We start from the raw sequence: 22,861 nt of genomic DNA on the forward strand, positions 1-22,861 counted from the left end.
TATGAGTGTTAAGCCAAACGCTGACACGAATATTGCGATTATTGGCGCTGGCGTTGGAGGTTGTATTGCAGCCCTTGCGCTAGCGCCGCACTATTCAGTCACACTCATTGATAAGCAGGTAGATTTGCCTCCAAGAGTTGGAGAATGCCTGCCATCTGCTACTCTGCGAATATTAAGAGCACTCAAGTTAGAGCACCTACTTGATGAAGAGCATCACCTGAAAAGCCAAGGAATGTTGTCTTATTGGGGCAGTCAACAACCAACTATTGCTGACAACTTGAGTAACCCTGATGGCTTTGGTTGGCATATTGATAGGCCTCTATTTGAACAACAACTACGCCAAGCAGCACAAGAGCGAGGGGTGACCTGCCTTTGGCCAAGCCATTTAATTACCCATACTAAAATGGCTAAACATTGGGAGTTAACGCTACAGCAAGGCAGCGAGATAAGCTCACTCAATGCGGATGTTGTTATAGATGCGACAGGCCGGCATTGTGTTTTCACTCGCCAGCTGGGCGTGGCAAGACAGCAATTTGATAAGCTAATGTCTATATGGCTAACGGCTAATGTACATGTGAATAAAAAATTTGGGCTGATCAGCAGTACGGATAAAAGCTGGTGGTATAGCGCACCAATTCCAACCTTGCCAACAAATCACGCGCCAGAAAGTAAGAGCAGCTCTGCACAAGCCCGTGTTGTCTCATGGCAGGCAGAATCAGCCATTATTGACAAAACATTGTCTAAATCACCGCAAGCTTTTTTAGCTGCAGCCTGCAAAGCCCCGGGCTTTAAGCCCTTGATTGATAGAATTGATCTCTCATCAGTCAAACTTCAGGGAATAGTTGCCGCAAACTCGTCAAAACTGACCACCTGTAGTGGTCAACAATGGTTTGCGATCGGTGATGCTGCGATGAGTTTTGATCCGATTTCATCGCAAGGCATGTTTAATGCGATGGCAAGCGCGATGCAATTAAGTGAGCTGTTAATATCCAATCGCCTGCACCATATGGCAAACCAACAGCTCTATCAACAGCAGATGGACAGCGTTTGGCAACAGTATTTAGCACATAAGGCATTGTTTTATAAAATGATGAACTGAAAGCTTGGCTTCGTTTACAAAACCAAACAACGTGCAGTGAGTAAACCGTTTCGAACAAGTTCATGCTTATCCGGTCTATATGATTAGCTATCGCCACTTTATCTCGCGAGTATCCGGAGTCCACATGCGTACTAAACAACTAATCGTCCCATTACTGCTTCTAGGCTTTAGCAACGCCTGTTTTGCCGACAATATTTTCAGTAACCCACCGGCCAGTGTTACTTGGCTCAACAGTGACCAATACAAAGATGTAAAAAGTGCTTCTGGCAGTCAGTCACGTTATGAACAAAATGTATTTGCGCAGCTGTCAAAACAGTTTGGTAAAGAAGCAAATAAACACCTAGCAAAAGACCAAACGCTTATTGTCACTGTGACGGATCTCGACTTAGCGGGTATGGTGCAATACAGATCTGAACTGTCACAGGAGATCCGTATATTAGATAGCACAACACCACCTAAGCTGAGTTTCAGCTACCAAGTTAAGCAAGGGGATGAAATCGTAAAAGAAGGTACCGAGCAACTTAGAAACCTTAACTATCAAAGCAGTGTTATCGGACGCGCAAAAGAAAAACCCCTAGCTTATGAAAAAGCGCTTATTGATAAATGGGCGAAGGACGCACTTTAGTCACCTTAAAACTTGAGCCATCAAAATGCATTCCACTAACGAACAACTTAGCAAAGGCTACACACTCCACCAGCCCAAAAATTCGAACATAAGATCAGTGCACTGATCATATGCTCACACCCAAACCCTTTGTAAATCGCAACAAAAACCGCCAGCATTTAGTGCCACAACTCTAAATGGCTAATAACCAGATAAAAAGTGGGATCAATACACGCTTTGATTCCATTTCTAATTGACAAAATTCCCAAAAACGCTAATTATCGAATCATCAATTGTTCTTAAGCATCCCAATTGCTCAATGATGATGTTTTTGGTTTGCAGCAAATTAGTTAAGAGCAAGTAATAATGACTTTACTAGCTTCACATTAAGCTAGCATTGAAACACTGCCCAACATGTATAAGGTCGATAGATATGAGCACTAAACTGGAACAATTGCGCGCGCTAACTACTGTTGTTGCTGACACGGGTGACATTGAAGCAATCAGCAAATACAAGCCTGAAGATGCGACAACTAACCCATCGCTAATTCTAAAAGCAGCACAAATTGCTGAGTATGCTCCACTTATCGATCAGTCTATTGCCTACGCTAAAGCTCAAAGCGATGACAAAGCACAGCAAGTACAAGACACTTGCGACATGCTTAACGTAAGCATCGGTAAAGAAATCCTTAAAGTAGTACCTGGCCGTATCTCAACGGAAGTTGATGCTCGTCTTTCTTACGATATGGAAGGCAGTGTTGCTAAAGCTCGTCAACTTATCAAAATGTACAACGACGCTGGCATCACTAACGATCGCATCCTTATCAAACTCGCTTCTACTTGGGAAGGTATTCGCGCTGCTGAAATTCTAGAGAAAGAAGGCATCAACTGTAACCTAACGCTTCTATTCTCATTCGCCCAAGCGCGTGCTTGTGCTGAAGCTGGTGTATTCCTTATCTCTCCTTTCGTTGGTCGCATCATGGACTGGTACAAAGCGAAAGAAGGCCGTGACTTCGAAGCATCTGAAGATCCAGGCGTTATCTCTGTAGCAAGCATCTACAACTACTACAAAGAATACGGTTACAAGACTGTTGTTATGGGCGCTAGCTTCCGTAACATCGGTGAAATCCTTGAACTTGCAGGTTGTGACCGTCTAACTATCGCACCTCAACTTCTAGCTGAACTAGAAGCAGCAGAAGGTGAAGTAGTAGAAAAGCTGATCGACTCTAACGGTACTAAAGCACGCCCTGCTGCAATGACTCACGCCGAGTTCCTATGGGATCACAACCAAGACCCAATGGCAGTTGAAAAACTGGCCGAAGGTATCCGTAACTTTGCGGTTGACCAAGGCAAGCTTGAAACGATGATTGCAGAGCGTCTATAAGCCTTAGCACTATTCCAGAAAGCGGCCTTTAGCCGCTTTCTTACTTTTTTGAATTGATTTAATTTTTGGTGATATCAGTATGGAACGTAAAGTCCTCGCAAATGCAATCCGTGCCTTGAGCATGGACGGTGTTCAACAAGCTAATTCTGGCCACCCTGGTGCGCCAATGGGTATGGCAGACATCGCTGAAGTTCTATGGCGTAGTCACCTAAATCATAACCCACAGAACCCTGACTGGGCTGATCGCGACCGTTTCATTCTGTCGAACGGTCACGGTTCAATGCTGATTTACTCTCTATTGCATCTATCAGGCTACGAGCTTTCAATTGAAGACCTGAAAAACTTCCGCCAGCTTCACTCTAAAACTCCAGGCCACCCAGAATACGGTTATGCGCCAGGTATCGAAACAACAACAGGTCCTCTTGGCCAAGGCATTACCAATGCAGTTGGTATGGCGATGGCTGAAAAATCGTTGGCTGCACAATTTAACCAAGAAGGTCACGATATCGTTGACCATTTCACTTATGCATTCATGGGTGATGGTTGTCTTATGGAAGGCATCTCGCACGAGGCATGTTCTCTAGCGGGTACGCTAGGTCTTGGCAAGTTAGTTGCTTTCTGGGATGACAACGGCATCTCTATCGATGGCGAAGTAGAAGGTTGGTTCTCTGACGATACCCCTAAGCGTTTTGAAGCATACGGCTGGCATGTGATCCCAGCAGTAGACGGTCATGATTCTGATGCTATTAATGCTGCGATTGAAGCAGCAAAAGCTGAAACTGGTCGCCCTACATTAATTTGTACTAAAACGGTTATCGGCTTTGGCTCACCAAACAAAGCGGGTACGCACGACTGTCACGGTGCTCCACTAGGTACTGATGAAATTGCAGCAACGAAGAAAGCACTTGGCTGGGAACACGGCGCATTTGAAATTCCTGCTGATATTGCAGCTGAGTGGAATGCACAAGAAGCTGGTGCAGCAAAAGAAGCCGCTTGGAACGCTAAGTTTGACGCATACGCAGCCGCTTACCCTGAACTAGCCGCTGAGTTTAAGCGTCGTACTAACGGTGAACTACCTGCTGAGTGGGAAGAAAAAGCCAACGCAATCATTGCTGATCTGCAAGCTAACCCAGCGAATATCGCATCACGTAAAGCATCTCAAAACGCACTAGAAGCATTCGGAGCAATGCTTCCTGAATTCATGGGCGGCTCTGCTGACCTTGCACCTTCTAACCTGACTATGTGGTCTGGTTCTAAGTCTCTTGAAGCAAATGACTTCTCGGGTAACTACATCCACTACGGTGTACGTGAATTCGGTATGACAGCTATCATGAACGGTATTGCGCTACACGGTGGTTTCGTACCATACGGTGCAACATTCCTAATGTTCATGGAATACGCGCGTAACGCTATGCGTATGGCTGCTCTGATGAAAGTTCAGAACATCCAAGTTTACACGCACGATTCAATTGGTCTGGGCGAAGATGGTCCTACACACCAACCTGTAGAACAAGTGTCTTCTCTACGTCTGACACCAAATATGAGCACATGGCGCCCATGTGATCAGGTTGAGTCTGCAGTGGCTTGGAAGCTAGCAATCGAACGTAAAGATGGTCCTACATCGCTTATCTTCTCGCGTCAGAACCTTGCACAGCAAGCACGTACTGAAGCGCAGGTTGCTGACATCGCTAAAGGTGGCTACATCCTGAAAGATTGCGAAGGCAAGCCAGAGCTTATCCTTATCGCAACAGGTTCTGAAGTTGAACTAGTCGTTCAAGCTGCTGCACAACTAACGGCTGAAGGTAAGCAAGTGCGTGTTGTTTCAATGCCTGCGACTGATGCCTTCGATAAGCAAGACGCGGCTTACCGTGAATCGGTACTACCTTCTGATGTAACCGCACGTATTGCAGTTGAAGCGGGTATTGCTGACTTCTGGTACAAGTATGTAGGCTTCGACGGCCGTATCATCGGTATGACCACATTCGGCGAATCAGCACCTGCAGGTGAGCTATTCAAGATGTTTGGCTTCACTGTTGAGAACGTAGTTGAGACATCTAAAGAACTACTAGCTTAATATTAAAAGATTAAAAGTAAGTAATACGAAAATGCCGGCTAAGCGCCGGCATTATTGTATCTAATCGCCAAGGATAAAAGCCAAGTCACTGTTTGTCGCAGTGCTGCTTAGCCAATTATTCCATGTTTCTACCACTTAGCAACGACCACGACTTACTTTATCAACCATATAACCGCCATCAAAACCGCCTGTTATATCATTGCAAATTAACATTAAGTATCAACACCTTGGCATAATAATAATATGGCGCTTCGGGTATTTTTAAACCCCGCATTAATTAATAACAAAATAATGCGGGGTTATCTTCGTTTATCTTTAGCTCGTCATTACTACTGGGTAATAAACAACTCGCCGTTTAGGTATTTCGCTGCCTGTCGCATATAAGCCGGGGCTTTGCTTTCACCGTAACCCGAGTGATAAGGGCTGGTTGATACTACAATCGCAGCAAAGTCACGCTCTGGATCCATATAAATCATCTGGTTCATGTTACCGCTTTTCGCGATTGCCCCATCATCGTAGATGAAGTCAAACTGGTACCCATTACCATGCGCTTTGTCCTGGAATGAAGAGATCGAAGAGGCCTCTTTAGCTGTACCTACATAGCGCTCAGAGTCAACTTCACCACGGATAATATCAAGCACCTCAGGCGTCACCACTTGCTCGGCGGCAACCGCCTGCCAGCTTGGAGTAAACAGCGTGGCGAAACGAACCATATCTTCCGGTGTAGTTTGCATCAGGCCAAGGGCTAGGGCGTGACCGTTAGGTGCTAAGCCAAATACCGCAGGCTCCCTCGCATACATTTTCGACCACACTTTTTCCTCGAAAATCTTGGTCCATGTCTTATCTTCTACATTCTCGATAATCTGGGTCAGAATACTGGTATTGATCGAAGCATAGCGGAATACATCACCCTGCTTTTCGCCTTCAAGTTTTGTCTGATCAACCGAAACGTCCGTTAACCAATCCTCATACTCGCCCGTAGACGCTCTTGGTGAGCCGGTGATGGCAGCAAAGTAGCGCACCACAGGGGAATCTGGGTTAAGAATGGACTCGAGGGTTTCTTCGTTATCCAACCCCGTTGTCATATTAATCACACTTTCGACGGTGATCTCATCCCAAGTCGTGCCCTTTAGCTCTGGAATGTAGTCAGGCACCACCTTATTCACATCGACCTTACCTTCCTGAACCAGTTGCGCCATGACGAGGCCAACCGTGGTTTTTGCCGATGAATACCAGATATGACGATCGTTTTTGTTCATGCCCGGATAGGCCTCATAAACAACCTTGCCCTTGTGAACCATGATCATGGCTTGGGTACGGAACATCGGGTTTTCCATGTACTCATCGAGCGGGAGTATACCCTGCCCGGTTTCTACTTTAAGATCGCCAATGCGGGCATTAATATTACGCGCCAGCGACTTGTAGTCTTCGTTCGGACGAGACAGAGCAGATTTCATTACCTCAGTCATGTGGCCGTTGTAGTAAACCGCGTGGTCGCCACCCATCTGCAAATGGAAGTTATTAAAGGCTTGCTGGGCTTCACTGGCAAACTGCGGGCTAAAAGGCTGTTTGGCACGCTGGACATCAAAGGTGACATCAGCACCTGGAACCTTGAGGGCTTCTTTCATCGCCTCTGGAAGCCCTTCTGCATTAGCAGCAGTGGCACTCATCGAGGTGGCGAGTGCCAGAATTAACGCAACGTTTTTTAATTTCATACTGAGTTGCTCCGTTTTACTGAAGTTTGTTTGAATTTCTGCGCAGATATTACCCCTAGCCCACAACCGCAAATAGGTCATTTCGCGACTGAACAATTGCCCACTATGGCAAGCCATTTGTCGCCAATTGACCTATTTAAAAGGTGTAGAAGTGGTCACCTTTAAACTTGATATTGCAAAAGATCATCAAGGACGTTGAACGTGAAATTAAACCGTGAGTTGGAAAACGATCAGGCTTCGTATGTCACCCCGATATACACCATTGACTGTGCGCTGGGATCGAATCCTTTTGGATCTCCTGAGATCTCGCCTGATCTAATGCTTGAGATCCTCGATGAAATCAATGAGTACTACAGCTTTAGCAATCTCGCGCAATTGAGCCATCTCGTTGGCAAATATCTAGGCGTCAACAGTGATGACCTCACGTTCACAACCGGCTCGCTCGGGGGATTGGAGCTGATTTTCAATAAGCTCATCGACCATCAGCAACGAACCATGATTGGCATCGGCCCACAGTTTGTTGAAGGGGTCTCAGAGTTCCAATTGGTTGGCGGCAAATACCAAGCCCTCAATATGTTTGAGTTCAACTGTGATAATGATTTGTTTGGGGCGTTAGAAAATACGATCCTGCGCGAGAAGCCGACCTTGGTATATATCGATAACCCGAACAACCCAACCGGCCGAATTTACGACAAAGAGCACTTACTGTCTTTGTGCCATGTGTGTGAGGAAGCCGGTAGCTTGCTGATCATCGATGAGGCTTACGGCGAGTTCTTAACTGATGACCAATCTATGGTAAAGGAGTGCCAACATTACAGCTACCTGATGGTATTGAGGACTTTTTCTAAAGGGTTAGGACTGGCAGGGCTGCGTCTTGGCTATATTGTCTCTTCTCCTGAACTTACACCCTATTTGCAGGCGGCAGTCACCATATTTACCCCGTCGCTACCGGCACTGAAAATCGCTTGCCATGTATTGCCCAATGCCGCCGATTTTGTTGCCAACAATCAAGCAAAAACCACCACCTTCAAGCGAGCAATGATGGATGTACTCCATACTTACAGCTTCAACATTGTACCGACATCAGAACAAACCCCGATACTATTGGTTCATAAACAAGGAGTGGATATGGCCGAAATGCTAAGGCAGCTCGGCATACTGTCGTGCTCTGGCCAGCACTTCAAAATCACCAACCCAACCATGGATACAGAGTATGCACGACTGCGTATTGTGGGCGGCGATAGGGATTTGCATCAGCTGTCATTAAGGCTCAAAAACAGCATGCAAGCACACCGATGCACGCGTTAAAACACCCTCAAAAATCACAATGAGAAAGTAAAAGGCTACGAAAAACTGTTTGCCTACGTGCGCAGCGAGTATGTTGATGAGATTCTGGTCGAGAAGTTCCTGTAACTCGCTTGTGGGAATACGTCGAAGATAACTTATTTAAGGCGATTCCAACTCGTTTGGTCTCGCCTTTTAAACTGATTGCGGCCTTATCAACCAACCAATTTGCGGTTCACCGCCACTACGGTTTGTCGTTACAGTTTAGTTATTAGTAACTGGATAGAACGATGTCCTTCTGAGGAAACAAAGTACTTCTTACCATTAAAGGTAAACTCATCATAAATAGTTTCGGCAACATCAATGAAGCCTTCTTTCTTGAATACATATTGTGAAGCGGTTCCGGCCGATTCAGTGTGTGCAAAGATATAACGGTTATCTTTAGCTTCTTTCAATGCTAATTGAATTAATGATTTCGAAATACCCTGACCAGAATATTCTTCATCAACTGCAATAAATTTAACATTGAGGTACTCGCCTTTTTCGACCTTCATATCTGGAAAGTATTTTTTGTTTAGCTGGTATATCATCGCCAGCATTGGCTCTTGCTTGGACGCATCAATAAACTCTTTAGAATCAAAGGTACTATGCAAGTCGACACAGAGCACACATCCCGCTAGCTTATCTCCTGATTTCGCCGTAAAACCAAGGCCTATTTGGACACACTCAAGTGCCGTATATTTCAGGAAACTTTTAAATTCTTCGTCTGATTCATCTCCAGAAGTAGAGACTTGTCTCTTGCTAAATTCAGAACAAATTAGATTTGCAACATCATCAATATCAGAATGCTTAATTGTATTAAGAAGAATATTACTCATTGAATGAATCCATTAATTATCTACTGTAAAAATCATATCCAGCGCTCTTATTTATGTCAATTATTGACATTTTTCTCTTTTTGTTAGCAATCGATGTAATAACAATTGAAATTCATTACTTATTAATTGATTTGATTGAATTATTAATTTGTGGCGTTTAAATAAACTCTGGATATAAATATTTTAATTATTAGAAAACAATGGAGTTATGAAAAGTACTACATTGCTACCAATCACAACGTTTTAACTATTTGTTTTTATAAATGTCCCAAATACCTCTCAATTAACTATTCAAGCCACACCAAAAGTGCCGACGACTCGCCGGCATTTTCAATGAAGTTAGCAATGACGAAGCAACGCCCACTAACACCGAGTGTCCAAATAATTGGTCAAAATCGGAAAGTCAGGATGTTATTTAACACAATCTCATCATGAAGCTTGCTGAGTTAGTGATATATTGAACCTCATGAACCGGGCTAGTAAAGGATAGAGACTTTGCCGTCATCATTATTCAACTTAAAACCCTATAAATTCGGAGTCACCCTCTCAGGTGGTGGCGCCAAGTGCATGGCACAAATCGGCATGTTGCAGTACCTCGATGAGCAGGGCGTAAAACCGGATGTGATATCTGGAGCAAGCGGCGGCGCGTTAGTTGGCGCTCTCTATGCTGCTGGTCATAATCCTGAGAACATCCTTTCTTTCTTCGTTGAAAGCCAAATGTTCAAAGCCAGCAGCTTCTCTTTTAACAAACTGGGATTGATCAACGCCGAAAAGCTCAACCGCCATTTCCACGGCTGGATAAAACGAGATAACTTCGATGCCCTCGACATCCCGCTCTATGTGGTGGCCACTGATCTTAATGCCGCGCAACAAGTCGTGTTCAAGGAAGGGGAACTCATTCAACCCCTTCTCGCCTCTGCTGCCTACCCGGGCATGTTCACCCCGGTAAAAATCGGCGATAAGCTCTTTGCTGACGGTGGTATCACCAATAATTACCCGACTGATCTCATCCACGACCAGTGTCGTGCCCATATCGGCATGTACTTAAGCCCATTAGAGCATAAGGCCAACCATGAGTTCTCCGATGCCTTTGATGTCATCGACAGGGTATTCGAGATTTACAGCTCTGCCCACCTGCTAAAAAGTATCAAGCTGCCTGATATCAGCCTTTCGCCGGAAGGCATAGATAAATGGGGAGCCTTCAACGTCAACAATGACAGCCTGACAACACTTTATACTATGGGGTATGAAACGACCCGGGACTACTTCTCGGAAGAAGGGGCTGAGTGGCTTGAGGATTTGAAGAAGTCTTTAAATAAAAAATCCTTCTTAGATAACCTGACTGGATAGACTTTCCAGAACCGTCAGTTCCAGAAATAAAAGAAAGGGCCGTCGACTAACAGGCAGCTTTGCCAAGGCGGCCAGAATCTTGGGGATTTCTGCTCCTCACAAGAGTATTTATCTACCCGAGTTAGGGCACTCATCGATTATCTGGTTGCTAATATCCATACCGAGCTTTAACTAGTACTGAAGGGTTCTACTGACTTCCGGTACAAGCGCAAGAACCACTATTAAACTCATCAGCTAACCAAAACCCTCAAAACCCCTCACAAAAACACAACAAAAGTAACGTATTCTGTGGTAATTAATAAGTTTAACCCCATAATAAAAGTACACTTTTCATACAAGCATCCGCCCATAACTTAGAAGGCATTAACATGACTTGGCAACTTGCAGAACTGACTCCGATTCTCGCTAGCCACGATGGCTGGCATGTCACCGATAATAACGAAGTACTTACGGTACAAAATGAAGATGGCATTGAAGCGTATCTTGCCGTTTCGGGCGAGCAAATTTTAGTGGAAGTCTTGCTGTTTCCCGCAGAGCAAGTCGCTGATACCACCAAACTAAACGAAGAAATTCTACGTACCCACAAAATGTTCCCGCTTTCTACAATCGGCATTAACACTCTGGGTGGTATAAGTTACTACGTGGCATTTGGCTCACTCTCTTCCCAATCAAAAGCAGAAAGTGTCGTCATTGAAGTCGCGACCCTATTTCGCAATGTCGAAGCCTTTATTGAACTGTATCAAGACCACCTTCAGGAGACCGCATAATGAGCGTTTGGAAAAAACTGTTTACTGCCATTAAGGGCGGTGTGAATGAAACTGCAGAGTCGGTTGCCGACAGTCAAGCATTGCGTATTCTGGATCAAGAAATCCGCGATGCGAAACAAGAACTTCGCCGTTCGGATGAAGCACTTGTCAGCATTGTCGCTAAGCGAAAACTTTCACAACAAAAGGTCGATGCCTTTAACCAAGGCATTGAAGAATATGAAGGCCACGCCCGAAGTGCGATGGAGAAAGGCCAGCAAGAGCTTGCGCTTGAATGCGCACAAAAGGTCGCGACCATTCGCAACGAACAACAAGCAGAGCAAACATACCTTGACCAGTTCATAACGTCTGAACAACGCATGCGCACTAACATTAGTCAGGCGAAAGATAAGCTGCGCCAGCTAGAACAGCAAGTTGATGTGGTGAAAGCCAATGAAGCCGTTCAAAAAGCCCAGTCCGCTGTATCAGCCACCAACGTGGGTGCCAGTGCCAAGATGCATACTGCCGTCGAATCGCTAGAACGGATTAAACAGCGTCAAGCTGAAAAATCGGCTCAGTTAGAAGCGGCTGCTGAAATGGCAGAAGAACAATCAGGCTCAAGCCTAGACAAAAAACTAGCAGAAGCTGGGGTTACAAGTGGCCAATCATCCTCTGCCGAAGATGAACTAAAGCGTATTCTCGGCAAGTAATGAATAGCGACGTTATTTTTGAAAGGAGGTGCCCATGTCACTATGGCTGATTTTTCGTCGCTGGGCAGCGACAAAATTTAATGCGCTTAGTGGGCAAAACCTCCTTTTTCTCACCCTGAGTTATGCCGTTATCTGTTTTATTTTGCTCACTCTTGTGGGCGAAAAAGCGCTCGTGCAATCCCCCACCGATTTCATCTATTACCTGATCGTAACGGCTTCAACGGTGGGTTATGGAGACATGTCTCCCGTTACCGTTACCGGTAAATGGATCGTCATGCTCTTCGTCATACCTGGTGGACTTGGGCTATTTGCATTAGGTGTGGGCCGTGTCGCAAGTTTATTTATTGATTATTGGAAGCGTGGCTTGCTGGGAAAAAGGAAACTGAAAGTGGACAATCATATTTTAGTACTGGGGTGGAACGAACAGCGTACCCTCCATTTAATCAAAATGCTGCAGCATGAAGAGTCAGGGCAGCGCCCTATCGTGTTATGTGTCAGGCCCGAAATTGAAAATCCATTACCCGGTGAAATTGAGTTTGTTCGTGTCGCCAGCTTTACCGACAGTGAAGGAATGAGCCGAGCCGGAATCGATACAGCCAGCTGTATTGTCATAGATAATACAGAAGATGACATCACACTTTCAGCTGCTCTTTATAGTGCCAGCCGTAACCCTGATGCGCACCTCTTGGCCTACTTCAATGACGACTCACTCAGCAAGTTGCTAAAACGCCATTGCCCTAACGCAGAATGTATCCCTTCCGTTGCCGTTGAAATGCTAGCCAAAGCTGCGGTAGACCCAGGTTCAAGTGAGTTACACCACGAATTATTGAGCACCCATAAAGGTATGACTCAATATTCAGTCAGTTATCCAAGCGATGCTGAGGCAACCACAATCGCACCTTTGTTTACGGCTTTTAAACAACACTATGAGGCTATATTGATTGCGATTGATACCGGACAAGGTGTTGAATTAAACCCACCGTTAGATCACCCCGTACCGGCAGGGACTAAGCTGTTCTATATCGCTGATGAACGGGTCAATACCTTTAACTGGCTCCAGCATTAACTCAGTGTCATAACACGCACCACGCAGGAATTATTATGTTTGACTGGTTTAAAAAGAAAACATCACCTCAACCGGAAACACCTAAGAGCCCTGAAATATTAGGGCTAAGGCTCGGTGGTGCATTTGAGCTCGATGATCTAAAGCTGCGCTTGATTGAGCCGGATTTGATTATCGAAGGCGCAGCAAGAACCCAGCTAATTAAAGCCGTTGGCGTCGTTCAACTCGATGACCAAACTCGTTTGATCCGTTATTACACTGATGATGATGGTTTCATACAAGTATTGCTACATGGCGAATCAGAAGCCGACATTAGTGAAGTGAAGCTCTATTATTTTTACGAATCCAAACCCATTGATACCCAAACCCAATGGCAGCAACTGCTCGACCACACCCTTATTCAGCCGACATGGGAACTTGAAGGGCATCATTTTACCAAGGCTTGGGACAACGTACGCCCAGTGGCAATGACTGAAACGACGTGGCTCGAAAATGGTTCGGTCAGCGATACCGACCAGTTTGTTATGATTTATGAGCGAGAAACCGAGAGTGAGCAGTTTGAATTTCTACTCGTCGCTGGCGAAGAAAAGATCCGACACCAACAGGCCGAACGCTGTCTCGCGATAAGCACCGGGTTTGATCTGTCACCCACCGATTTTAAACTCATAGGCTAACCTAATAAAAAGCTACATTATTTTTTTAACGCTAACTAAATGGAACTCACATGGATGTAATAACTAATTCACTCGCAGGCCTTGGCGCATTCCTACTTTATTTCTCGCTATCTCTGGCCTTCTTATTATTGTTTAAATTTGTCTATGTTCGCTTCACACCGCACGATGAATGGAAACTGGTAAAAGAAGACAAAAATATTGCCGCCGCTATTGGCCTTTCAGGATCTATCCTTGGCTACTGCCTTGCAATCGCTGGCGCGGCTAGTAACTCAGTCAACATTATCGACTTCATTTTATGGGGCGTGGTTGCACTGATTGCACAGCTCATTGCTTTTGCTATTTTACGCTTCGGCTTTATGCCTAAAATTGTTGAACGTATTGAGGCAGGTGAAATTCCAGCGGGAATCGTAATGGCAGCAACATCGGTTTCTGTTGGCTTATTAAATGCCGCTTGTATGACCTACTAGGGAGAAGACAGATGAAACGCAGTAAACATGTCGTTCTCGCAAGTATGCGTAAAAACTGGCGGCCTCTGACGTTCACTCCTGTCACTGTCGTCATCGCCAGTGCCGTACTAAGTGGTTGTAGTGACAACGAGCAAGATGCGTCTATTTATCAATCGCTTGATGACTGTATTGATGAAAACCCTAATTATAGCGCCGAGTGTCAAAGCGCCTATCAATATGCGGTTCAAGAAGCATCTCGTACTGGACCAAAGTATCAAAGCCAAAATGATTGCGAAGCCGAATTTGGTAATGATGCTTGTGTTCAACCTCGTGGTAATAATTGGTTTATGCCTGCTATGGCCGGCTTTATGTTTGGCCGAATGATGAACAACAATAACTACTACTCCCAGCCGATGTATCGCTCTAGCTATCCAGGCAGTATTTTTTATGACCGCTGGACAACGGCTGATGGTCGTGACTATGGCAGCAGCCGTTATAAAAACACCAAGGTAAAAGTTAACCGCGATCAAATGAAGCCGAAACCAACGGTTAGCCGTACAATTTCACGCGGGGGATTCGGCTCTACCGTATCGGCGAAATCAAGTTGGGGAAGCAGCCGTTCTTCTAGTGGCAGTAAAGGATGGGGTGGCTAAGCTACAAAAGTTGGCCACGATATAAAACAAGGCCCATTTGTCTAACGTCAATTCAATAGCGGCAAAATAAACATCGCCTGCTCATTATTCTGAGCAGGCGTTTTTATCTTAATATACAACTTTCATTATGGCGTACCGTTACCGCTTGGCTCTTCGCTACCATCTTGCTCTGGCCGTTCTTCGAATGGCGTAGAAAAAATAGAATTCGTTAGGAAATCTTCATCAGTAAGCGTTTCTAAAAATGCCACTAATGCCGCTTTTTCTTCCTCGCTTAATTCCATACGAACTGGCGCACCGCCTACTCGACCATTACTGGTGAGATCGGGACTGAGGTTCGGATGACGCTGGACACCACTATTATAAAACTCAACCACGTCAGCCAGTGTTTCAAAACGCCCATCATGCATATAGGGAGCGCCTACCGCGATATTACGCAGTGATGGTGCTTTAAAGAAACCGCCACCAGCACCTTGATCGGTAGCATCTCTATCATCTACACCATTCACATGCGCCTGATCCATACTGTGTGCTGTCGTTTGGTGGCAAGCCACACATCCAAGTGACGAGCGCTCTGGCCCCGGAAAGCCAGAAAACAAACGTAACCCTTCCATTTCCTGCTCGGTAAACACCGCAGAGAAATCTGGGTCGTCCCACTCTCCAGCCACAAAGGCCTGATCGTATTTCGATTCATAGCTCACCATAGTACGAATAAACTGTGCCATGGCATGACCAATACGTTCGCTGGTAATTGCCTCATCACCGAAAGCTTGTTCAAACAACGGGCCATAAAAACTGGTTTCAGCTAATTTAACTTCAAGATCAAACAGGTTCATCCCCATTTCTACCGAATCTTGAATTGGCATCAACACTTGTTCTTCTAGTGAATCTGCTCTTTCATCCCAGAAGAACTTACCATTTCGGTAATACGTTGCATTCGATAAGCTCATTGAATGACGGCCAGTTTTGCCTCCCTCAAACCCATCACTGAATGTTTTGGGATCAGTGAAACCATGTTCCTGAATATGACAGTCAGCACAAGCAATTGTACTGTTTGCCGACAACCGCACATCATAAAAAATAACTCGCCCCAAATTTGCACCGGCATTGGTCACTGGATTTCTGAAGGGGGTATTATCTTGGCCATCAACACTGCCAAAAGGCGCCGTAATTCTTGTGTAATATTCAGGTCGTGCCGCTAGGTAAGCCTCATAGTCATGAGTAACCGATAAATCAGGCAACGGCAGGCCATCGATATCAAGTTTAGGTTCAGGTGGCGGCTCTTCAGCCGGTGGCAAGGCTGGTTCATCGGGTTGAGAGCCAGGTTCTGGTGGTGATTCTGAGGCAGCAGCGGGTTCTGTCACCTGCTCGCCTTCACCTGCCGCAGCAATTCCAGCACTAGTATCATCATCGTTAGAATCATCACGACAAGCAGTAACGGACGCCAGAATGACGACCGCCAAAAGATAACGGGAAGTATTCATTAAAACACTCCATACCTAGCCAAATAGGTAACTTCAGGGGGTTATAATTATTTGACAGGTTCTTCTGTCCTGCCATTTATACCAATTTCACCAGCATACATTAGATCAACTCATCGTAAGCACACTGGGCATACTATCTAGCTTGATACTACAACAGCGCAATTTGTCCCCAAAAAAACAGGCGTATTCAAGCTGATATTAAAAATCTAGCAATAGCCATGAGGTCTTGTTTCTGACTACTGAGATATTAGGAGGGAGGCAAGCTAATACGCCCTATTCAAATTAACAATCACGATCGTATCTGTGATCACAAATGCAACAAAATAAGAGCTTGTTTTTGGATGCAGATCTTTATTTGCAACAAGAAATATATCCTCTATCAATAACTGAATATACCTTATACATATGCCCTTTACTTCATAGGATATATTGTTTGGGGTATCACTAAGCCCTTGGAGAGTGGCTTGTATTACAGAATGGGAATACTAATAACGTTGTAAAAGGAGTTAACATGAAGGCAATAAAAATGAGTCTTCTCACCGCCTCGTTGGCACTAGGAGCATTCGTCGCCCCCAGTACTGTCATGGCAAATGAGATGGTGGCACAAGATGGCAACGTGGTCGTTGGTTACTGGCATAACTGGTGTGATGGTGCTGGCTATAAAGGTGGTAATGCACCATGTATCGAGTTAACGGATGTGCACCCTTACTATAACGTAGTCGATGTCTCGTTCATGAAGGTCTATGACCCTGCAGAAGGCCGTATCCCAACCTTTAAGCTAGATCCCACCATTGGCTTAACTGAAAATGAATTTATTACTCAAATCGCACAATTGAATACCGAGGGACGTAGTGTCCTACTTGCACTAGGTGGGGCTGACGCCCATATTGAATTGCAGGCGGGCGATGAACAAGCTTTCGCAGACGAAGTCATTCGTCTAACCGACAAATTCGGCTTTGATGGCCTTGATATCGATCTCGAACAATTAGCAATTACGGCTGCCAGCAACAGCACCGTCATACCAGCAGCGTTAAGAATGGTTAAAGATCATTACAAGGCTCAAGGTAAAGACTTCATGATCACCATGGCTCCTGAATTCCCTTACCTCTCAGAAGTTAATGGCAAATATATGCCGTACATTGATGGCTTGGAAGGTTACTACGATTTTATCAACCCGCAGTTTTATAATCAGGGCGGCGACGGTGTCTACGTAGAAGGTGTTGGCTGGCTATCGCAGAATGACCCACGTAAAGAAGAGTTCATCTACTACATGTCTGACTCTTTGATAAATGGGACACGTGGTTACAACCAAATCACCCATGACAAATTAGTGTTTGGTATCCCCGCCAATATCGACGGTGCAGCAAACGGCTACGTTGAAACGCCGAGCGACTTATACAACGCCTTCAATCGTTTATCAGCCCAAGGCCAACCTATACGCGGCGTGATGACCTGGTCAGTCAACTGGGATATGGGAACCAACTCGGCAGGTCAGCAGTACAATGAGCAGTTCATTAAAGACTACGGTTACTTTATTCACAATCAAGAGCCGCCCCTCCCCGATTTAACACCAAGTTTTGGCGGCCTGATTGATGCACGTGTACTACGTGGCGACAACTTTGACCCATTATTGGGAGTTACTGCAGCCGATGCCGATGGCAATGACATTACGGCTAATATCACGGTTGACGGATATGTAGATACCAACACAATTGGCGATTACATATTGACCTACAACGTCGCAGATAATGATGGCAACAGTGCTACCGAGCCAAGAAAAGTGACAGTATATGATCTCTTGCCGATCTTCGAGGGTATCGACGATACACGCGTTGTACTGAATAGTACGTTCGACCCTATGGCAGGGGTTACGGTCACGCACCCAACTGATGGTGACATTACCGACCAAACCACAGTATCAGGCAGTGTTGATACCAGTACCGTCGGTAATTATGCTCTCACCTACACCACCGCTTATGGCAACGGACAGAGCATCAGCGAAAATCGTAATGTTGAAGTCTATGACGACAATACTCCTGTTTGCCCGAATGCATGGGATGCCACTAGCATTTATGTTGAAGGTGATGAAGTCACCCATGCTGCTAAACAGTGGCGCGCTAAGTGGTGGACGAAGGGCGACGATCCAACATTAAGCGGCGAGTGGGGTGTATGGCAAGAACTTGGCCCAGCTAACTGCCAGTAGCCCCGAAAAATAGCCAGTTTTAATACCTATTAGGCCAGTCGCAAGACTGGCCTTTTCATTATGTCGGGTTACATCCCTCAATGGTTATGTTATAACATAACAAAACCAATCACTCTATTTATTATGAAGTTCCTGAAATCAACGCTTCTTCTCGTCGCCACTGCGTCATTTTCTCTAGCCGCCATATTACCGACAAAAAAAGCCCCCAAACAATCAATAGAAATTCCGTTAGCAAGCGAAGATACTCAAAATCAAATCGCGATAACATCTATCGAGTATGTTGATTACATCGTCAAGGTTGGCGATACACTTAGTACCATTTTTGCTCAGTGGCAGATCCCCTACACAAGCTTACAAAAAGTATTAGAAACAGATTCAGATTATCTGCATTTAGACACGATTAAACCCGGTGACCACCTAGAGATTGAGATGGATTCAACCAATAACACACTGAATAAATTAGTCTATAACCAAAGTATTGTTGATCGTGCTATCTACCACTTAACAGATGACGGTAGCTATCGTTATGAATTTAATGAGCGCCCTTCGGAATGGATTCATACCCTTTATAGCGGTTTTATACAGGGTAGTTTTTCTCTCTCAGCTCACAAGCAAGGACTGTCTACAAATCAAATTGCCAACATCACACGCATCGTCGGGGATAACATTAATTTCACCAAAGAATTAAGAGCAAACGACAAATTTAATATCCTTGTTGCCGAGCAATACGTGAATGACCATAAAACTGGCAACACTGAAATAAAAGGGATAGAAATAAAAGCGCACCGTAAACAAGTATCTGCATTTCTGGCAAATGATGGTCGGTTTTACGACCGCAGTGGCGAAAGCCTAGAACAGGCATTTGATCGATTTCCGGTAGATAAAATATTTAGAAGAGTAACATCCCACTTTAATCCAAAGCGGCAGCACCCTGTCACTGGGCGTGTTAGCCCACATAATGGTACTGACTATGCCACACCTGTCGGCTCTCCAGTATATTCTATTGGGGATGGCAAAGTGGTTGTGGTACGTAACCACCCATACGCTGGGAAATACCTAGTTATTGAACACAATAATATTTACAAAACACGCTATTTGCACCTAAGCAAATTCTTTGTGCAAAAAGGGCAGGAGATCAAACGAGGAGAAAAAATTGCCCTCTCTGGCGCAACTGGGCGAATAACAGGCCCACATTTACATTTTGAACTATTAGTACGAAACCGCCCCGTTGACCCCTATACCTATGAGCTCCCCGTCGCATCGAGTATCACCAATGATGATCTTGCCAATTTCGAGCAATTAGTGGCCGAGTTTGATTTTCTGGTTACAGACCAAGATAACGCGAAAAGTCTCTCAGCTTCGATGCCAATATCATCATAAATAGTCGCTTTGATTTCTGAACACATATAAACCTATGGGTGTCATTACATAGTGACGCCCATTTTATCAAACTACTTTTTTCAATTTTTTTAGGTAATTAGGGTTATATAACACAGCGAAGCTATCAACTATTATAAATCTGATAACAGAATTCATATGGACACAAAGAAGCACGACCAGTAACGTTGCCAGCCGAAATAGATTCCCTTCTCTAACGATAAGAGACGGGGTATAACTACAAGTGAGAGGAAAAACTACAGTGTGGAGCATTAGCCGTACAACTCAAGCAATGCACATTGCTAAGCTATACAGTACAGACAAAGCTAAACAGATCTCTGATGAGACTCGTAAACGACACCTGCATCGATTAAAAACCAAACTCAAATGCTTTCAGCCAGCTACCTCAAAATAGTGTTCATAACATTGAGCTGACTTTTCATTCCGGTTCATCTTCACCCCAAGTTTCCCTTATGACGTAAGCCTTATCAGCCAATATGCCCCTTTCAAATTTTTAGAGCTATTTTAGATACCAATCTAAAAATGCCACCTTGCCAGCAATTTTTCGTCTACCAAACTGAAAACATTATGCGTTAATAATCAATACCATAAAATCACCTCCAAATTTATTTCGATAAAACCAGAAGTAACGTATTGACAGAAATCTACCATCACACTATATTTCGACATATATCGAAACATTAGAGTAACCGAGGCAAGATTATGAGCCCTGAATTCGTAACCATGTTTAAAGAAGCTGCTGGCATGTTCCTATTCCTCGCAGCAGAATTAACCGTATTATTCCTAGCCATTAGCTATCTAGTAGGCGTATTGCAGGAATTTTTAACCCCAAAAAAGATCCAGTCGATCTTAAGCTCACGTAACGGGAAAGGTTATGTGATCGCAGCACTGTTAGGATCTATCACACCATTTTGCTCATGCTCGACCATTCCTTTTTTAAAAGGTTTACTTCGTGCCCGAGCAGGGTTTGGTCCGATGATGGTGTTCTTGTTCGCCAGCCCATTGCTTAATCCAATCATCATTGGTTTATTCGTCGTAACCTTTGGGATAAAAGTAGCAGTGTTCTACTTCATCGTAGCAATGGCTGTATCGGTTATAGCTGGCTACGTGCTTGAAAAACTAGGCTTTGAACGCTATGTCCGTGAAGAGGCTTATCAAACGGCTGATACCAGCTCAAGTTGTGGTAGCACGACCTCAACCTGTGGCACTAAACCCGCTCCAGTAGCTTCAAGCTGTGCGGCGACAGCAACGCCAAAACCCGCACCAGCAGCACCAAGCTCTTGCTGTAATACGAAAGAAGAAGCAACTGTTGAAGTAAGCGGTTGTGGTGAAGCGGTACTAACCGTGAAAGAAGAAAGTCGCTGGATACGTATTTGGCACTCAACTTGGAAAGACTTTAAGCAAGTACTTCCTTACTTGATGCTGGGTATTTTCATTGGCTCTTTCATCTATGGTTTCATTCCGACAGATTTAATCGCCAAGTACGCCGGTGAAGGTATGTGGTATGCGATTCCAGTGGCCGCGATCATTGGTATCCCACTATATATCCGTGCTGAAGCCGTTATCCCATTGAGTGCGGCATTAGTGAAAAAAGGCATGGCGATGGGATCAGTTATGGCACTGATCATTGGTAGTGCAGGCGCGAGTTTGACGGAAGTGATTCTACTGAAATCTATCTTCAAGAATCAGATGATCGCAGCCTTCCTTGCTGTCATCCTAGGCATGGCAATTGGTGCAGGCTACATGTACACCTATCTATTCGGTTAACCACTAGCCAATAGATATATAAACAAAGCCCCACCCTGCATTAAGCATGGTGGGGCTTTTTAATAGTTAGTAATTTAGCTTAACCAAAGATCATGATAAACAGGGTGTACAGGCTCATTGCCGCCATCATGATAGTGATCAACCAACCAAATACCGACATCCATACAGGGTGCTTATAGTCACCGACAATGGCAGATTTACGAGCAGCAATCAGCATGATGCTTAATGTGACGGGTAGAATAAACCCATTCAATGCACCCGCTACAATCAATAGAGTAACTGGCTTACCAATAAAGCAGAAAATAAGGCTCGACGCTAAGATAAAGCCAATAATGAAACCTCGAGTGTTGCGCTCAATAAAAGGGTGAAGTGTTTTCAAAAATGAAACAGAGGTATATGCCGCACCGATCACCGAGGTTATAGCTGCAGTCCATAGCACTAAGCCAAAGATCTTGTAGCCAATATTACCTGCCGCATGTTGGAACATTGATGCTGGTGGGTTTTCAGGGTCAAGGATCACGCCTGTACTAATAACCCCTAACGCAGCAAGGAACAATATTACTCGAACTACAGATGCCAAACTAATGGCTGAAATTGAACCTCGGTTAACCTGTGGCAACGCTTCTTGCCCTGTCACACCAGCATCGATCAATCGGTGTGCGCCCGCAAATGTGATGTAGCCGCCAACGGTACCACCAACCAAAGTAACAATAGCCAACACATTAAGCTTCTCTGGCCAAACAGAGCGATACAGCGCTTCACCAACAGGTGGCGAAGTCGAAAACAAAACGTATAACGTCATCACTATCAGTGAACCACCCATCACGATGGTAAATCGGTCCATCACTTTCGAAGCATCTTTTAATAAAAAGATACTGATCGCAATCACCGCACTAATCGCTGCACCTGCTACTGGCGTGATCCCCGGAAATAAGACGTTCATTCCCATACCAGCACCGCCTAAGTTACCGATATTAAATGCCAGTCCCCCCAACGCAACAGTACCTGCAATGGCAAAACCTAAACCGGGCAAAAGATCATTTGCAATGTCTTGAGCACGTTTTTTCGAGACAACAATTACCCGCCATATGTTCAGTTGAGCGCCGATATCAAGAATGATCGACACCAAGATAACAAAAGCAAAACTGGCGCCAAGTGTTTGAGTAAAGACGGTGGTTTGAGTAAGGAATCCCGGACCAACTGCAGAGGTCGCCATTAAAAAAGCAGCGCCCATGATCAATGACCAGTTAAAGCCCCCTTTAGCTGACGGCTTTGAGATCGAGTCACTCGCCGGTTGCTGTATCACTTTGTCTGTAGACATGTATAACTCCTGTA

Annotated in this window: 18 protein-coding genes and 1 pseudogene; 15 read left to right on the forward strand and 4 right to left on the reverse strand. The window is 44.8% G+C overall.

Features of this window, described 5'->3' with window-relative positions:
• The first annotated feature begins 1 nt into the window (after position 1).
• The 4 genes from L4D78_RS11150 (at position 2) to tkt (ending at position 5,161) form a co-directional block, all read left to right on the forward strand.
• Positions 2-1,099 (forward strand): NAD(P)/FAD-dependent oxidoreductase, encoded by a 1,098-nt coding sequence (locus L4D78_RS11150; protein ID WP_428466990.1) that lies wholly within the window; start codon positions 2-4, stop codon positions 1,097-1,099.
• Between the two features lie 124 nt (positions 1,100-1,223).
• The gene (locus tag L4D78_RS11155; protein ID WP_428466991.1) at positions 1,224-1,724 is read left to right on the forward strand and encodes a DUF3016 domain-containing protein; all 501 of its coding nucleotides are present in this window, start codon (positions 1,224-1,226) and stop codon (positions 1,722-1,724) included.
• A 412-nt stretch (positions 1,725-2,136) separates the two neighbouring features.
• On the forward strand, positions 2,137-3,087 hold the full coding sequence (tal, locus tag L4D78_RS11160) for a transaldolase (protein WP_428466992.1): 951 nt from the start codon (positions 2,137-2,139) through the stop codon (positions 3,085-3,087).
• A 79-nt stretch (positions 3,088-3,166) separates the two neighbouring features.
• Entirely contained in the window at positions 3,167-5,161 is a 1,995-nt protein-coding gene (gene tkt, locus L4D78_RS11165; RefSeq protein ID WP_428466993.1) for a transketolase, read from the forward strand.
• A 329-nt stretch (positions 5,162-5,490) separates the two neighbouring features.
• Here tkt and L4D78_RS11170 read toward each other — a convergent pair whose 3' ends face one another.
• Positions 5,491-6,876 (reverse strand): serine hydrolase domain-containing protein, encoded by a 1,386-nt coding sequence (locus L4D78_RS11170; RefSeq protein WP_428467039.1) that lies wholly within the window; start codon positions 6,874-6,876, stop codon positions 5,491-5,493.
• A 201-nt stretch (positions 6,877-7,077) separates the two neighbouring features.
• Between L4D78_RS11170 and L4D78_RS11175 the strand changes: the two genes are divergently transcribed.
• The gene (locus L4D78_RS11175; RefSeq protein WP_428466994.1) at positions 7,078-8,184 is read left to right on the forward strand and encodes an aminotransferase class I/II-fold pyridoxal phosphate-dependent enzyme; all 1,107 of its coding nucleotides are present in this window, start codon (positions 7,078-7,080) and stop codon (positions 8,182-8,184) included.
• A 233-nt stretch (positions 8,185-8,417) separates the two neighbouring features.
• Here L4D78_RS11175 and L4D78_RS11180 read toward each other — a convergent pair whose 3' ends face one another.
• The gene (locus tag L4D78_RS11180; RefSeq protein WP_428466995.1) at positions 8,418-9,038 is read right to left on the reverse strand and encodes a GNAT family N-acetyltransferase; all 621 of its coding nucleotides are present in this window, start codon (positions 9,036-9,038) and stop codon (positions 8,418-8,420) included.
• A gap of 495 nt (positions 9,039-9,533) precedes the next feature.
• Between L4D78_RS11180 and L4D78_RS11185 the strand changes: the two genes are divergently transcribed.
• From L4D78_RS11185 to L4D78_RS11215, 7 genes are all read left to right on the forward strand, one after another.
• Positions 9,534-10,388, forward strand: a complete 855-nt coding sequence (locus L4D78_RS11185) for a patatin-like phospholipase family protein (protein WP_428466996.1) — start codon at positions 9,534-9,536, stop codon at positions 10,386-10,388.
• A gap of 368 nt (positions 10,389-10,756) precedes the next feature.
• Complete coding sequence (locus tag L4D78_RS11190) at positions 10,757-11,155, forward strand: DUF2170 family protein (protein ID WP_428466997.1); 399 nt, start codon at positions 10,757-10,759, stop codon at positions 11,153-11,155.
• Complete coding sequence (locus L4D78_RS11195) at positions 11,155-11,841, forward strand: PspA/IM30 family protein (protein ID WP_428466998.1); 687 nt, start codon at positions 11,155-11,157, stop codon at positions 11,839-11,841. The genes L4D78_RS11190 and L4D78_RS11195 overlap by 1 nt, the downstream gene beginning before the upstream one ends.
• Positions 11,842-11,875: 34 nt before the next feature.
• Positions 11,876-12,907, forward strand: a complete 1,032-nt coding sequence (locus L4D78_RS11200) for an ion channel (protein ID WP_428466999.1) — start codon at positions 11,876-11,878, stop codon at positions 12,905-12,907.
• 35 nt (positions 12,908-12,942) lie between these two features.
• Complete coding sequence (locus L4D78_RS11205; RefSeq protein WP_428467000.1) at positions 12,943-13,578, forward strand: YjfK family protein; 636 nt, start codon at positions 12,943-12,945, stop codon at positions 13,576-13,578.
• Positions 13,579-13,628: 50 nt separating this feature from the next.
• Positions 13,629-14,045 carry a DUF350 domain-containing protein gene (locus tag L4D78_RS11210; protein WP_428459937.1) on the forward strand — a complete coding sequence of 139 codons (417 nt, stop codon included), beginning with the start codon at positions 13,629-13,631 and terminating at the stop codon, positions 14,043-14,045.
• Between the two features lie 11 nt (positions 14,046-14,056).
• Entirely contained in the window at positions 14,057-14,677 is a 621-nt protein-coding gene (locus L4D78_RS11215; RefSeq protein WP_428467001.1) for a DUF1190 family protein, read from the forward strand.
• 125 nt (positions 14,678-14,802) lie between these two features.
• Here L4D78_RS11215 and L4D78_RS11220 read toward each other — a convergent pair whose 3' ends face one another.
• The gene (locus L4D78_RS11220) at positions 14,803-16,158 is read right to left on the reverse strand and encodes a cytochrome-c peroxidase (RefSeq protein WP_428467002.1); all 1,356 of its coding nucleotides are present in this window, start codon (positions 16,156-16,158) and stop codon (positions 14,803-14,805) included.
• A 511-nt stretch (positions 16,159-16,669) separates the two neighbouring features.
• On the opposite strand from L4D78_RS11220, the pseudogene L4D78_RS11225 reads away from it, so the two are divergent.
• The 3 genes and pseudogenes from L4D78_RS11225 to L4D78_RS11235 all read left to right on the forward strand — a co-directional run.
• Positions 16,670-18,355 (forward strand): annotated as a pseudogene (locus L4D78_RS11225) (immunoglobulin-like domain-containing protein); the annotation flags it as partial.
• Positions 18,356-18,484: 129 nt separating this feature from the next.
• Positions 18,485-19,741, forward strand: coding sequence for a peptidoglycan DD-metalloendopeptidase family protein (locus L4D78_RS11230; RefSeq protein WP_428467003.1), 1,257 nt, complete (start codon positions 18,485-18,487; stop codon positions 19,739-19,741).
• Positions 19,742-20,461: 720 nt separating this feature from the next.
• A complete protein-coding gene (locus L4D78_RS11235; protein WP_428467004.1) occupies positions 20,462-21,526 on the forward strand; it encodes a permease in 1,065 nt (354 codons plus the stop codon).
• A gap of 79 nt (positions 21,527-21,605) precedes the next feature.
• Here L4D78_RS11235 and L4D78_RS11240 read toward each other — a convergent pair whose 3' ends face one another.
• On the reverse strand, positions 21,606-22,847 hold the full coding sequence (locus L4D78_RS11240) for an NRAMP family divalent metal transporter (protein WP_428467005.1): 1,242 nt from the start codon (positions 22,845-22,847) through the stop codon (positions 21,606-21,608).
• Between the last annotated feature and the right edge of the window lie 14 nt (positions 22,848-22,861).

The sequence above is a fragment of the Photobacterium minamisatsumaniensis genome (genome assembly GCF_050336695.1).
Lineage (GTDB): Bacteria > Pseudomonadota > Gammaproteobacteria > Enterobacterales > Vibrionaceae > Photobacterium > Photobacterium minamisatsumaniensis.